The sequence below is a fragment of the Spirillospora sp. NPDC048819 genome, assembly GCF_040650055.1.
Lineage (GTDB): Bacteria > Actinomycetota > Actinomycetes > Streptosporangiales > Streptosporangiaceae > Spirillospora.
In genome coordinates, this window is the sequence record NZ_JBEZGN010000015.1 from 122,107 (window position 1) to 136,226 (window position 14,120).

A 14,120-nucleotide genomic window follows, 5' to 3' on the forward strand; every position below is an offset into this window, starting at 1 on the left:
CGCGTGCTGTCACCAGAAGATCTCCTTCGAAATCGTGCCCATGATCACCCAGGCCCGGCCTCCTACGTGAGTGCGGCGGTCGCGACGGTCGGGTCGCCGTCGTAGTCCATCTGCAGGCCGACGTACTTGCCGCTCTTCACGACGGCCGCGTGGCCGTCGTTGACGAGGGGGATGAGGGCCATGTCGTCCAGCGCCAGCTTCTCGGCCTGCTTGAACAGGGTGGCCCGGCCGTCGGCGGCCCGGTTCCGGAGGGCGCGGGACATCAGGTCGTCGAACTGCCCGTTCTTCCAGCCCGCGAGGTTGTAGTAGGAGTTCTCGCTGGTGGCGACGAGATCGCCGCCGAGGAGCGGCCAGAGCATCGAGTAGGCGCCCGGGTAGTTGGGGCCGTAGGCGAAGATCGCCAGCCCGGAGGCGTCGTCCGAGACGAGGGTGTCGCGGTACTGGGTGAACTCGGCGAGCGGGGTCGGCTTCAACTCGACCTTCCAGCCGAGCGTCGACTGCAACTCGTTCCGCACCGCCTCGGCGAGGGTCCGGTAGATCGGCGACACCCGGTAGTACAGGTTGACCTTCGCGCCCGGCTTGAGCCCCGCCTGCTCGGCGAGCGTCTTGGCCTTCTCCGGGTCCGGCCGTTCGCACGACGGGCACGGTCCGGGCGCGCCGAAGCCGGGGATCGCCGCCGGGACGATGCCGTGGGCGGGCTTGAGGACGCCGCCGAGCATGTCGCTGAGCTTCCTGCGGTCGATGGCGTAGGAGACGGCCTCCCGGGCCTGCTTGGTCTTCATCGGCCCCCGGGCGGTGATCGGGACGAGCATCCTCGTGAACGGGCCGGGACGGGTGACCATGTCCTTCCGGGGGGTCGAGGACAGGTCGTCGGTCTCGACGGGATACCAGTCGACCTGGCCGGCGACGTAGGCCGCGCGTCCCTTCGCCGCTTCGCCCAGGAGGAGCTCGACGCCGTCGAGCTTGGTCTTGCCGAACGCCCAGGAGTCGTTGCGCACGAGCGAGGCGCTCGCGTCCTCCCTGTACTCCTTCAGCGTGAACGGCCCGTTCCCGACGGGATGGGTGTTGAAAGCCTCGTTGTCGGCGTTCCCCGCGGCCTCGGGGACGGGCATGAAGGCCGGTTCGGACAGCCGGGCGCCGAAGTCGCAGTTGGGGGAGGTGAGCGTGACGTTGAGGAGGGTGCCGGACACCACCTTGACCCCGGACAGTTCGTCGGCCTTGCCGTCCGCGACATCGAGGAAGCCCTCGATGTCGTTCATCAGGTAGGCGGCGCTGCCGGCCTTCGTCGCGGCGCTGCGCGTCCATCCGCGGGCGAACGCCTCCGCGTCGACGGGCGTGCCGTCGCTGAAGGTCGTCCCGTCCTTGATGCCGATCTTCCATTGCCGGCACGCCGGGTCCGGTGTGATGCCGGTGGCGAGGCGGTTGCGCACCGTGCCGTCCGCGCCGAGTTCGGTCAGGCCGGTGAACAGCTGCTTGACCAGGAACCGCCCGGTACCGCCGTAGACGTGCGACGGGTCGATCTCCCCGCCGCCGGTGCCGGGCGGCAGGGCCGCCATCCGGAACGTGCCGCCGGTGCGGCCGCCCGTGGTGCCCGGCGGGTCGGGCTCGTCCTCGCGGGCGAGCTGGACGGCGACGACGGTGGTGACGAGCACCAGGGCGACCAGCGCGGCGCCGCCGACGCTCGCCAGGACGCCGATCCCGGGCCTGCCGCCTTTCCCCGGCGGCTTGGCGGGGCCGGTGCCCGGGGCCGGGAACGACGGCCCGGACGGTCCGGACGGCCAGGTCGGGCCGCCGGGCCCGCCCTGCGGTGCCGGTGACGACCATGGCGGCCCCGGCGGCGGGGGAGCGGGCATCGGCATGCCGGGGAAGGGCTGAGGCGTCTGCGGCTGCGGTGCGTGCCCGTGGGGTTGCGGCGGCGCCGGCTGGACGCGCAGCCGCGCCGACCCGGTGGCCGCCGTCGCGGCGCCCTGGGTGAGCATCACGGCGTTCTCGCCGGCCTCAGCGTCCTGCTGGGCGCCCGGCTGCGGCAGGCTCCCCGCGAGGTCCAGCAGGCGCGCCAGGACGTGCTGGGACGCGGGACGGAGCGCCGGGTCCTTGCTGAGGCAGTTCGCCACGATCTCGCGCAGCGGCTCGTGCAGGTCCCCGAGTTCCGGGGGGAGGTTGAGGATGCGGTTCATGACCGCGGGGATGGAGTCCTGCCCGAACGCGGGCCGCCCGTTGGCCGCGTAGACCATCGTGGCGCCCCACGCGAACACGTCGGCCGCCGGTCCGACCTGCGCCCCGGAGATCTGCTCGGGCGCCATGTAGGCGGGCGTGCCGACGGCCGTGCTCGACATCGTGCCCGTCGCGTCCAGCGCCCGCGCGATCCCGAAGTCGATCACTCGCGGGCCGTCCGGTGCGAGGAGCACGTTGCCGGGCTTGAAGTCGCGGTGCACGACGCCCGCCTGGTGGATGGCGGCGAGGGCCGTCATCGTCCCGATCGCCAGCCGGTCCAGGTCGGCGCCGCTCCGCGCGCCGTCGGCCGTCAGCACCTCCGAAAGCGACGGGCCCTCGATGTACTCGCTGACGATGTACGGGCGGTCGCCCTCGACGTCGGAGTCCAGGACGCGGGCGGTGCAGAACGCCGACACCCGTTTGGCCACCGCGACCTCGGCCGCGAACCGGGACCTCGCCCTCGGGTCGCCGCTGAACCGCGCGTGCAGCAGCTTCACGGCGACCCGGTGGCCCGGCTCGTCCTCCCCGAGATAGACGGCGCCCTGACCGCCCTCCCCGAGGAGGCCGGTCAGGCGGTAGGGGCCGAGCTGGGGCGGATCACCCGGGCGTAGCGGGGTGACCGCCGCCGTCACTTGCTCACGGTCCCGTAGGCGTCGGGCGACGGCGAGGACCGGCGCTGCCGCCACTCCCACCGCATGGTGTCACCGGATCCGGAGGGGATGAACGTGATGTAACCCGGCGCGCACTCGCTCGGATCCATGCTCGCCATCGGCTCCTCCCGGTACTCGATCTTCGAGCTCTCCTCGTCACCGGACAGCAGCGACAGCCTGGTGTAGCAGTTGTCCTGCGAGCCGGACGGGTACTCGTACCGCGCGGTGCCGCTGGTGCGCAGGAGCGCGAACCGGACCTCGAACCTCGTGTGCCCGGCTCCGGCGCCCGGCTGGTTCCCGTCGCCCGCGAACACGCCGAGAAGCCCGCCCCGGGCGGTGGTCGTCGACGTCGGCCGCTCGCTCGGCGTGTAGGTGGCGGGCGGCAGGTACGGATCCGGGTCCTCGTCGCTGTCGGCGGCGATGACGACGAACGCGATGACCGCGATGAACGCGATCAGCGCCAGCACACCGCAGCCGATCGCGATGATCGGCCCGGCGGAGCCGGACTGCTTCGGCGGCCGCCCGTATCCCGGTCCCGGCGGGACGGGCTGCTGCATCGGCATCGGCATCCGCGGCTGCGTCTGCGGCGGAGGCGGCATCGCCCCGCCCTGGTACATCGGCATCGGCGGCGGCGTGATCGGCTGCGGAGGCGGCGTGGTCGGGCCCGGCGCGCCCTGGTGCATCGCCATCGGCGGCGGCGTGATCGGCTGCTGCTGCGGCCGGGGCTGCGGGGCCGGCGGCACCGGAGGCGGCGGCGGAAGCTGCGAGGCGATCCGGGTGCCCTGGTTGAGCAGGTCCTCCTGGCCGCCCTGGCCCGCCGGCGCTGCGCCGACGTGCCCCAGCAGGTTCAGCAGGAGCTGCGCCGCAGGCGGGCGCAGGCCCGCGTCCTTGGACAGGCAGCGGGCGACCAGGTCGCGCACCGGGCCCGGAGGCAGCGCCGACAGGTCGGGTTCCTCGTTGAGGATCCGGTTGATGATGACCGGCAGCGTGTCGGCCTCGAACGGCGACTGCCCGGTGGCGGCGAACACCATCGTGGCGCCCCAGGCGAAGATGTCCACGGCAGGGGTGAGCGGCGCGCCGGTGAGCTGCTCGGGCGCCAGGTAGCCGGGGGTGCCGACCACCATTCCGGTGGCGGTCACCGCGCTCTCCTGCGAGTTGACCGTCCGGGCGATGCCGAAGTCGACGACGCGCGGGCCGTCCGAGGCCAGCATGACGTTGTTCGGCTTGAAGTCGCGGTGCACGATGCCGGCCTCGTGGATGGCCGCGAGCGCGGTCACCGTGCCGATCGCGAGGCGCTCCAGCTCGGCGGCGCTCCGCGGGCCGTTGTGGGCGACCACGTCGTGCAGCGACGGCCCGTCGATGAACTCGCTGACGACGTACGGCTGGTCGCCGTGGACGTCGGCCTCGATCACGCGGGCCGTGCAGAAGGGCTCGACCTTCTGCGCGGCGCTCACCTCACGGGTGAAACGGGCACGCGCCGCCGGGTCGTTCGCCATCTGCGCGTGCAGCAGCTTGACCGCGACGTACTCACCTCCCGGCGTCTTGCCGAGGAAGACGGCGCCCTGACCCCCGGCGCCCAGTCGTCCGACGACTTCGTACTGTCCCAGTGCCCTAGGATCGCCCGGCTCCAGCGGAGCGGCATCCGGCATCTGACCCTCCAGTGACCCGCAGTGATGTCCCGCGACATTGTGCGCCGGACCCCGTCGCGAGGCCATCCGCCGGCGATTGCCGGACTGGCCCCGCAGGGGGCCCGCCCCCAACCTCAGGCGGGCACGATATCGCGTTAGTTCAGACGTTTCACTGAAGCGTCTGGTTCGATCGCCGGCCAGCCGGATCAGGCCGCCGCGCCGCGCCGGGCCGGTCGGCGCGCATAACGTCCCCGGGACCGATATGATCCCCGCCGCCGCGGGATCCCCGGCGGATGTCCCGGTTTCGGATTCCACGCCGAGACGGCCGCCGGGTATGTGACGGAAGACACATTACGAGGAAGAGATCCGGGTGACGGGTGTCACTCGTGGGAACGGTCGCGCCTTGTGTGTCACAGGTCACCAACCGTGACAGAATTTCCCGCCCGGATCGGGCACAAGAACGGTCCCCCGAGCGTTAGATCCGCGCGACGGGGCGCATAAAGCACTGAGGGGGATGGAGATAGAAGATGGCGACCGACTACGACAGCCCACGCAAGACAGACGACGATCTCAGCGAGGACAGCCTCCAGGAGCTCCAGGCCCGGCGCGCCGACAAGGCGGCCAGCATCATCGATGAGGACCTGGACGCCGGCGAGGTCGCCGAGCTGCCCGGTGCGGACCTGTCCAACGAGGAGCTCACCTTCCGGGTGGTTCCGCGGCAGGCCGACGAGTTCACGTGCACGCGCTGCTTCCTGGTGCACCACCGCAGTCAGTTGGCCGCCGAGAAGAACGGCCAGCCGATCTGCCGCGAGTGCGCCGCCTGACCGGGAGTGGCCGCGGGTGACGGGAGAGATCGAACGACGTCATGACGACGTGGAGCCGGCGCACGGCGACGGCTCCACCGAACTCGGTGAGCTCATTGGACGGCTCACCGGCGACGAGGACATGGACCGCGAGACCCGCGGCCGCCTGCTCGGGAGACTGGCCCGGCTGCTCGGCCAGAACGCCCGCAAGGTGGGCGCCGCGGGGATCGGGCGCGGCCGGTTGCTCGGCGACCTGCTCATCGAGGCCGCCCCGCACATCCCGATCCGCGACCTCGAGACGTTGCAGGCCCACCATCCCGGCCTGATGGGCGAGCAGCTCGCCGACAAGCTCGTCAAAGTGGCCGGAAACGGCACCACCGCCGTCGGCGCGGCGGGCGGCGCGCTGGCCGCCGTGCAGTTCACCGCCCCGCCGCTGCTGCTGACGGCGCCCGCCCAGCTCGCCGCCGAGACCCTGGTGATCGCGGCCATCGAGGTCAAGATGATCGCCGAGCTGCACGAGGTCTACGGCGTCCGCGTCCAGGGCACCGGCACTGCCCGCGGCGCCGCGTTCATCACGTCCTGGGCCCGGCAGCGCGGCATCAACCCCCTGGAGACCGGCTCCCTCACCAGTGCCCTGGGGACGGCCGCGAAGTCGGCCCTGCGCAAGCGCATGCTGCGGACCTTCGGCCGCAGCATGGGCACGATGGGCCCGTTCCTCACCGGCGCCGCGGCCGGTGCCGCCCTCAACCGCTCGGCCACGAAGGTCCTGGCGGCCAAGGTTCGCAACGACCTGCGCCACGCCGTCGGCACCCCGCCCCCGCTCCCGCAGGATCACCGCCGTCTGAAGAAATCCGCGGACTAGGGCCGGTGCGGGCGACGCCCCCGGTCGCCCGCACCGAGCGGGGCCCGTCGAGCCGGGCCCCGCCGCCTAGCCGTCGCTTCTGAGGTGGGCCGGCAGGTCGCCGGTGCCCTTGGTCCACTGGTGCGCGACGGCCCGGGTCGCCAGCAGGCGCGAGATCTCCATGCCGACGCCCATCACCACGGCCCAGCCGAGTGCCTCCAGCAGGTCCACGTCAGGGGACTCGGGGTTGGTCGGCGGCTCCTTGCCGGTGGTCTTCTTCCAGGCCAGCGTGATGGCCTTCTTCGCGACGAAGCCGCCTGCGAAGGCCGCGGCGCCGGCCATCACCCGCCAGCCGATGTCGCCCTTGTCCGCCATGATCGTCCTCCACTCGTCAGTGTTGTCCGCGCCCGCGAGCCCTCGGCAGTCCGCCCGTGCGTGCCGCCTCCGACGCTACCGGAACGGCCCGCCTCCGGCGGCGGAGGTGATCGCCGCGTCGGCGCCGTTAAATGGCATGCGGGCGGGGCCGATGTCAATACCATTGGGCCATGACAGAGCAGCCGCGTACTCCGCACGTCCCCGCCAAGCCCTCCCTCGACGGCTTGGAGGACAAGTGGGTACGCGCCTGGGAGGACGACGGCGTCTACCGCTTCGACCGCACCCGGCCACGCGGCGAGGTCTACTCGATCGACACCCCGCCGCCCACGGTGAGCGGTTCCCTCCATGTCGGGCACGTCTTCTCCTACACCCACACCGACGCCGTCGCGCGGTTCCACCGCATGCGCGGTCGGGCGGTCTTCTACCCCATGGGCTGGGACGATAACGGCCTGCCCACCGAGCGCCGCGTCCAGAACCACTTCGGTGTCAGGTGCGACCCGTCGCTGCCGTACGATCCGGACTTCGAGCCGCCGGCCCGGCCCGACCCGAAACGACAGGTGCCGGTTTCGCGGCGCAGCTTCATCGAGCTGTGCGAGCAGCTCACCGAGGTGGATGAGAAGGCGTTCGAGGAGACGTGGCGCCGCGTCGGCCTGTCGGTCGACTGGAGTCGGCTCTACACGACGATCGGCAGCGCCTCCCGCACGGCGTCGCAGCGCGCGTTCCTGCGCAACCTGGCGCGCGGCGAGGCGTACCTCTCGGAGGCGCCGACCCTGTGGGACGTCACGTTCCGCACGGCCGTCGCGCAGGCCGAGCTGGAGGACCGCGAGCAGCCCGGCGCCTTCTACCGGATCCGCTTCCACGGTGACGAGCGGCCCGTCTACATCGAGACGACGCGTCCCGAGCTGCTGCCCGCGTGTGTCGCGCTGGTCGCGCATCCCGACGACGAGCGGTACCGGGAGCTGTTCGGGACGACCGTCCGCACGCCGCTGTTCGATGTCCGGGTCCCGGTCGTCGCGCACCGGCTGGCCGAGCCCGACAAGGGCTCCGGCATCGCGATGATCTGCACGTTCGGCGACGTCACGGACGTCACCTGGTGGCGTGAGCTCGACCTGCCCACCCGCGCGGTCATCGGCTGGGACGGGCGTTTCGCCGCGGACCCGCCGCAGGGCGTCCCGGCGCACCCCTACGGCGAGCTGGCCGGGAAGACGGTGTTCTCCGCGAAGGAACGCGTCGTCGAGCTGCTGCGCGAGTCCGGCGACCTGGACGGCGAGCCCCGCAAGATCAGCCGGCCGGTGAAGTTCTACGAGAAGGGCAGCAAGCCCCTGGAGATCGTCACGACCCGGCAGTGGTACATCCGCAACGGGGGACGTGACGAGGGCGTGCGCGCCGAGCTCCTCGCGCGCGGCCGCGAGCTGGAGTGGCATCCCGGCTACATGCGGGCCCGCTACGAGAACTGGGTCGAGGGCCTGAACGGCGACTGGCTGATCTCGCGGCAGCGGTTCTTCGGCGTGCCCATCCCGGTCTGGTACCCGCTCGACGACTCCGGCGAGCCGCGCTACGACGAGCCGATCGTCCCGTCCGAGGACGTGCTGCCCGTCGACCCGTCCTCCGACGTCCCGCCGGGCTTCACCGAGGACCAGCGCGGCAAGCCGGGCGGCTTCGCCGGCGACCCCGACATCATGGACACGTGGGCGACGTCGTCGCTGACGCCGCAGATCGCGGGCGGCTGGGAGCGCGACGCCGACCTGTTCGGCCGGGTGTTCCCCTACGACCTGCGTCCCCAGGGGCACGACATCATCCGGACGTGGCTCTTCTCCACGGTCGTCCGCGCGCATCTGGAGCACGGCTCGCTGCCGTGGAAGGGCACCGCGCTGTCGGGGTGGATCCTCGACCCCGACCGCAAGAAGATGTCGAAGTCGAAGGGGAACGTCGTCACGCCGATCGACCTGCTGCGCGAGTACGGCTCCGACGCCGTCCGCTACTGGTCGGCCAGCGGCCGCCCGGGGACCGACACGGCGTTCGACACCGGCCAGATCAAGGTCGGCCGGCGGCTCGCCATCAAGATCCTCAACGCGTCCAAGTTCGTGCTGGGGCTGGGCGAGGTCGATGCCGATGTGTCGGTGACCGAGCCGCTCGACCGGGCGATGCTCGCGGTGCTGTCCGATGTCGTCAAGGACGCGACAGAGGCGTTCGAGGGCTACGACTACGCGCGGTCTCTGGAGCGCACCGAGCGGTTCTTCTGGGAGTTCTGCGACGACTATCTGGAGCTGGTCAAGGCCCGCGCCTATGGGGACGGGCCGGAGGCGCGGTCGGCGCGGGCGGCGCTGCGCACGGCGCTGTCGGTTCTGCTGCGCCTGTTCGCGCCGATCCTGCCGTTCGTGACCGAGGAGGTCTGGTCGTGGTGGCGGCACGGGTCGGTGCACACGGCGTCCTGGCCGTCGGCGGCCGAGCTGCCCCCGGGCGGCGACCCGGCGGTCCTGGCCGCGACGGGTGAGGCGCTCCGGCAGGTCCGCAAGGCCAAGTCGGAGGCGAAGGCGTCGATGCGCGCCGACGTGTCCCACGCGACGGTGCGCGGCGCCGAGGTGCTGCGGATCGCGCGGCCGGATCTGGCCGCCGCCGGGCGTATCGCCGACCTGACGCTGGAGGACGCCCCCGCCGACCTGACCGTCGACGTCGTCCTCGCGCCCGTTAGCTAGATCACCCCGCAGGAGGTGGTTCCCCTCTTGACCCGGGCTCCGCGCGATCCCCATATTAGATGACGAGTCTAATTGGGCCGGGTCGGAGGGGACGGATGGGCGAGATCGATGAGCGGCACCCCGCCATCACCCCGCGCAGGGTGAAGTTCGACTGGGCGGGCACCCCGCTGCACTGGATCCCCGGCGAGCCGGTCGCCACGCACTTCATCAACGTGCTGCATCTGCTCCTGCCCGCCGGAGAACGATGGTTCGTGCACGTCTACAAGCAGACGCTCCCGCTCGTCGAGGACGACGAGCGCCTCTACCGCGAGGTCAAGGGCTTCATGGGGCAGGAGGCCGTGCACGCCTACTCCCACCAGGGCGTCCTTGACCGGCAGATGCTCGCCCAGGGCCTCGATCCGCGGCCGCTCACCGTCCGGATCGAGTGGATGTTCAAGCGGCTGCTCGGCGACCGGTGCCCGCTGCCCGGCATGTCCGGGCGGCGCTGGCTGCACGTCCGGATCGGCATCATCGCGGGGATCGAGCACTACACCGCCGCGCTCGGCCAGTGGATCCTGGACGCCCGCGAACTGGACGAGGCCGGCGCCGACCCCACGATGATGGACCTGCTGCGCTGGCACGGCGCCGAGGAGGTCGAGCACCGCTCCGTCGCCTTCGACGTCTACGAGCACGTGGCCGGCCGGTACTGGATGCGGTTCGTCGCGTTCTTCCTCGGCGTCCTGGCGATGCCGCTGATGGTGTACGCGGGGGCGGTGTACCTGTGCCGCGCCGACCCGGCGCTGAAGGGCGTCCGGCCCCGGATCCGCGACTACCGGCGGGCGGTGCGGCGGGGGCTGTTCCCCAGCAACCGGTTCATGATCGCCGCCGCCCGCGCCTACCTGCGGCGCGACTACCACCCGTCCCGCGAATGCTCGACCCAGCGCGCCCTCGACTACCTGGCCGTCTCGCCCGCCGCGCGGGCCGCCGGCCACCGGGCGTCCTGAGCCGCGGCGGGCCCGGCCGCCGCGACCGCGCCGACCGGCGGCGGGGCCCGCCGCTCACACCTCGCAGGGCAGATGCTTGATGCCGTTGATGAAGCTGGAGAACAGCCGGTCGGGTTCGCCGGTGGCGCGGATCTCCGGGACGCGCGTGAACAGCTCGCGGAACATCACCGTGATCTCCCGCCGGGCGAGGTTGGCGCCGAGGCAGAAGTGCGGGCCGGGACCCCCGAACCCCACATGCGGGTTGGGTGAGCGCGTGATGTCGAAGGCGTCGGGGTTCTCGAACACCGACTCGTCGCGGTTGGCCGAGTTGTAGAACAGCAGGACCTTGTCGCCCGCCTTGTACTCGTGGCCGTTCATCTCGTAGTCCTGGGTCAGCGTCCTGCGGAACTGGATGACCGGCGTGGCCATCCGGACGATCTCCTCGACGGCGCCCGGCGCGTGGGTGTCGAAGTCCTCCAGCAGCAGGGCGCGCTGCTCCGGGTTGTCGGTGAGCAGCTTCAGGCCGTGCGACATGGCGTTGCGCGTCGTCTCGTTCCCGGCCACCACGAGCAGGATGAAGAACGAGCCGATCTCCTGGTCGGTGAGCCGCTCCCCGTCCACCTCGGCCGAGATCAGCGCGGACACCAGGTCGTCGCCCGGGTACCGGCGCCGCTTCCGGGCCAGCTTCATCGCCAGGTGGTTCAGCTCGTACCCGGCGACCATCACCTTGAGGAGCCCGTACAGCGCGCCGAGGCGGGTGATGCCGTCGCGGGTGTAGTCCCTGCCGCCGCTGTACTCGGGGTCGCCCAGGCCCAGGATGGTGTTCGTCCGGTCGTACACCATCGGGCGCACCCGCTCGGGGATGCCCATCATGTCGCAGATGACCTGGAGCGGCAGCCGCGCCGCGACGTCGGTGACGAAGTCCGCCGACCCCTTCTCGATCAGGTCGTCCACGATCCGGGTCGCGGTCGCCTGAAGGTCGGTCTCCATCTTCTCCAGGATGCGCGGGGTGAACGCCCGCGACACGATCCGCCGGATCTTGGCGTGCCGCGGGTCGTCCATGTTGATCATCGAGCCGAAGTAGCGGGCCAGGTAGCCCGGCAGGTCGGCGATGCTGTTGGAGCACGGCTCGCTGCTGAAGATCTGCGGCGTGCGGCTGGCCTCGACGACGTCGGCGTGCCTGGCCAGCGCGTAGAAACCGGGCCCGGTCTTGACGAAGGGCAGCTTCAGCTCCTGGAAGAACGCCGGGTGCTCGCGCCGCCGCAGCTCCGCGAACGCCGCCATGCGCCGCTCGGGCGGCAGCGCCCAGAACTCCAGGTTCGACAGGTTGCCGTCGACCTTCTCCCGCGCCGTGGTCGTCATGCCGCGCCACCACCCTCGAAGCCGTATCCAGAATCTGGTTCGGTTTCTATCGAATCGAGGTCCAATGACGACGTCAAGGCGAATCGGCCGATCTCACCCCATCTGGGCCACTATGCGTGACAAATCTGCTACGACCGGCGTGCCCGGCGCCGCCTGGTTTCCTGGAAGGGTGGGCATCGCGTACGAGCGGGTAGGGTCAACTGCCGGACTCGCGCGGCGGCGGCGTTTCAGCGCCGGCCGGGCACGGCGCCCTGGATAGGGTCGTGGGGTTCTCCGGCAGGCGGCGCGTGAGGTGATCCCGTGAGCAAGGTCGATGTTCTGATCCGGCGGCTGGACCCCGGGCTGCCTCTGCCGCAGTACGCCCACGCGGGCGACGCGGGCGCCGATCTCGTCGCCGCCGTGGACGTCGAACTGCCGCCGGGAGAGCGCGCCGTCGTCCCGACCGGCATGGCGATCGCGCTGCCGGACGGCTACGCCGCTTTCATTCACCCCAGGTCCGGTTTGGGCGCTAGGTTGGGGGTGACGATAGTCAACGCACCCGGTACGGTCGACGCCGGCTATCGGGGTGAGATCAAGGTGACCCTGCTGAACACCGACCCCCGCGCCACGGTGACGCTGCGGCGCGGAGACCGCATTGCGCAGATGGTCGTGCAGCGGGTGGAACAGGCGGTGTTCCACGAGGTCGCCGAGCTTCCCGGATCGGCGCGCGGCACCGGCGGGTTCGGTTCCACCGGCGGATTCGGTCCCACGCGTGATTTCGGGAACAATGAGCACAGTCGAGAAGGAGCGTGAGTCGTGGCTTTTGGACGTCGCCGGCAGGCCGAGGAGCCCGCGAAGGGGCCTGAGCAGGGGCCCGAGGTGACCGAGGAGCCGGCGGAGGCCGCTGAGGAGGAGGAGTCCGCCAAGGCGGAGTCCGCCGAGGGCGGCCCGTGGGACTCCGAGGACTCCTTCCCCGAGCTGCAGCGGCTCGACTTCGGGGCCATGCAGGTGCCGATCGCGCCCGGGCTGGGTTTCCAGGTGAACTTCGAGGCCACCCAGGTGGACGAGGAGGGCAACCCGCTCGACGGGCGTCCCGTCGCCGTGCTGGTGCAGTACGAGGAGAGCGCCATGCAGCTGCAGGTGTTCGCGGCGCCGAAGCGCAGCGGCATCTGGGACGACGTGCGCCGTGAGACCGCCAAGGACATCCAGGAGGAGGCGCAGGGCCAGACCCAGGAGGGCGACGGCCCGTTCGGCGCCGAGCTGCTGGCGATGGTCCCGGCGGCGCTGACCGAGGAGGTCCTCGCGGAGATGCCGAAGGAGGTCCGCGAGCAGATCCCGGCCGAGTTCGTCGAGCAGGGCTGGGCGCCGCAGATCATCCGCTTCCTCGGCGTGGACGGCCCCCGCTGGTTCCTGCAGGCCGTGGTGCAGGGCGCCGCGATCGAGGACGAGGAGCAGTGGCAGGTCCTGGAGGACGTGCTGCGCGGCGTGGTCGTCCACCGCGGCGACGCGCCGATGCCGCCCCGCGAGCTGCTGGAGCTGCAGATCCCCAAGGAGTTCAGCGAGGCCGGCCAGGAGGGCGAGGAGGAGCAGGAGGGCGAGGAGACCTTCAGCCCCTTCGAGCGCGGCCCCGAGATCACCGAGGTCCGCTGACCCGGACCGCCGGACCGGACGACATCGGCCCGCCCGCCCGCACGCCTTTTCGGTCGTGCGGCCGGGCGGGTTTTTGCCGTGTGCCGGACGTCCGCCCCCTTGCCTTGGACGCCCGCCGGGTGGTCAATCGGGACATGTCGAAGAAGACGCGCAAACGCCGGGCCCGCAAGCGCAGCAAGAGCAACAAGGGCAAGCGGCCCAACGCCCGCCGCTAGGTGTCGGTCGTCCACGACCCTGTCGTCTAGGTCTCGATCATCTCGAACGCCATCGCGTGCTCGACGCCGGCGGCGCGTCCGTCCTGCTCGGCGATGCCGGTGAGGAACGCCGCCGCGTCGAACCCGGTGCCCAGATTCGACAGGTACACGCGGTGCGCGAGCAGCGAGTCGATGCCGGCCCGCAGGTGCCCGGTGACGTCCACATAGTGCGTTGCCCGCGGTGATCCGCCGAACAGCGCGAACCGGGTGCCCTGCCACGGTTCGAGGCCGAGGTCGCGGAACACCCACCGGTTGGCCGCGTCCCTGATCGCGTCCGCGACGGCCAGCCCGAGGACCCGGTGGTCGGCCATGTTGAAGCCGCCGCCGGCGAAGGACTCCCGGAAGTTGATCGACAGCACCACCTCGGGCCGGTGCCGCCGGATCGCGCCCGCGAGCGCGCGCCGCAGCGTCAGCCCGTACTCCAGCATGCCGTCGGGCAGGTCGAGGAACTCGACGTCGTCGACCCCGACCCGGCGGGCCGCCTCGATCTGCTCGGCGCTGCGGATCCGGCGGACGTCATCGGGGTCCATCGAGTCGATCCCGGCCTCACCGCGGGTGGCCAGCACCTCCGTCACCGTCTTGCCCCGGCCGGTCCACTTGGCGATCGCCGCGGACGCCCCGTACTCCAGGTCGTCGGGGTGCGCGACGATCGTCAGCGCCCTTTCCCAGTCCTCAGGTACCGCTTCCATCCCCTCATCCTGTCCGA

The 14,120-nt window shown here is 71.6% G+C and carries 11 protein-coding genes; 6 read left to right on the top strand and 5 right to left on the bottom strand.

The features are described from left to right. Window positions 1-62: 62 nt before the first annotated feature. Entirely contained in the window at window positions 63-2,846 is a 2,784-nt protein-coding gene (locus tag AB0C35_RS21340) for an ABC transporter substrate-binding protein (RefSeq protein WP_358458370.1), read from the bottom strand. Beyond that, the gene (locus tag AB0C35_RS21345) at window positions 2,843-4,513 is read right to left on the bottom strand and encodes a serine/threonine-protein kinase (RefSeq protein WP_358458372.1); all 1,671 of its coding nucleotides are present in this window, start codon (window positions 4,511-4,513) and stop codon (window positions 2,843-2,845) included. Before AB0C35_RS21345 ends, AB0C35_RS21340 begins: the two co-directional genes overlap by 4 nt. 506 nt (window positions 4,514-5,019) lie before the next feature. On the opposite strand from AB0C35_RS21345, the gene AB0C35_RS21350 reads away from it, so the two are divergent. Both AB0C35_RS21350 and AB0C35_RS21355 read left to right on the top strand, forming a co-directional pair. Further along, window positions 5,020-5,316, top strand: coding sequence for a DUF4193 domain-containing protein (locus AB0C35_RS21350; RefSeq protein ID WP_358458374.1), 297 nt, complete (start codon window positions 5,020-5,022; stop codon window positions 5,314-5,316). A gap of 16 nt (window positions 5,317-5,332) precedes the next feature. Beyond that, window positions 5,333-6,157: a hypothetical protein gene (locus AB0C35_RS21355; protein WP_358458375.1), complete on the top strand. Its 825-nt coding sequence runs from the start codon at window positions 5,333-5,335 to the stop codon at window positions 6,155-6,157. A 66-nt stretch (window positions 6,158-6,223) separates the two neighbouring features. Here AB0C35_RS21355 and AB0C35_RS21360 read toward each other — a convergent pair whose 3' ends face one another. Next, window positions 6,224-6,511 (bottom strand): DUF4235 domain-containing protein, encoded by a 288-nt coding sequence (locus tag AB0C35_RS21360; RefSeq protein WP_358458377.1) that lies wholly within the window; start codon window positions 6,509-6,511, stop codon window positions 6,224-6,226. A 170-nt stretch (window positions 6,512-6,681) separates the two neighbouring features. Here AB0C35_RS21360 and valS point away from each other — a divergent pair, with 170 nt between their 5' ends. After that, entirely contained in the window at window positions 6,682-9,207 is a 2,526-nt protein-coding gene (gene valS / locus AB0C35_RS21365; protein WP_358458379.1) for a valine--tRNA ligase, read from the top strand. Window positions 9,208-9,302: 95 nt separating this feature from the next. Then, window positions 9,303-10,190, top strand: a complete 888-nt coding sequence (locus AB0C35_RS21370) for a metal-dependent hydrolase (RefSeq protein ID WP_358458381.1) — start codon at window positions 9,303-9,305, stop codon at window positions 10,188-10,190. A 54-nt stretch (window positions 10,191-10,244) separates the two neighbouring features. Here the strand turns inward: AB0C35_RS21370 and AB0C35_RS21375 are convergent, their stop codons facing one another. Further along, window positions 10,245-11,531, bottom strand: coding sequence for a cytochrome P450 (locus AB0C35_RS21375; RefSeq protein ID WP_358458383.1), 1,287 nt, complete (start codon window positions 11,529-11,531; stop codon window positions 10,245-10,247). Between the two features lie 300 nt (window positions 11,532-11,831). On the opposite strand from AB0C35_RS21375, the gene dut reads away from it, so the two are divergent. Then, complete coding sequence (dut, locus tag AB0C35_RS21380) at window positions 11,832-12,323, top strand: dUTP diphosphatase (protein WP_358458385.1); 492 nt, start codon at window positions 11,832-11,834, stop codon at window positions 12,321-12,323. 3 nt (window positions 12,324-12,326) lie between these two features. Then, entirely contained in the window at window positions 12,327-13,160 is an 834-nt protein-coding gene (locus tag AB0C35_RS21385) for a DUF3710 domain-containing protein (RefSeq protein ID WP_358458387.1), read from the top strand. A gap of 241 nt (window positions 13,161-13,401) precedes the next feature. Here AB0C35_RS21385 and AB0C35_RS21390 read toward each other — a convergent pair whose 3' ends face one another. Continuing rightward, entirely contained in the window at window positions 13,402-14,103 is a 702-nt protein-coding gene (locus tag AB0C35_RS21390) for a PIG-L deacetylase family protein (protein WP_358458389.1), read from the bottom strand. Window positions 14,104-14,120 lie beyond the last annotated feature (17 nt).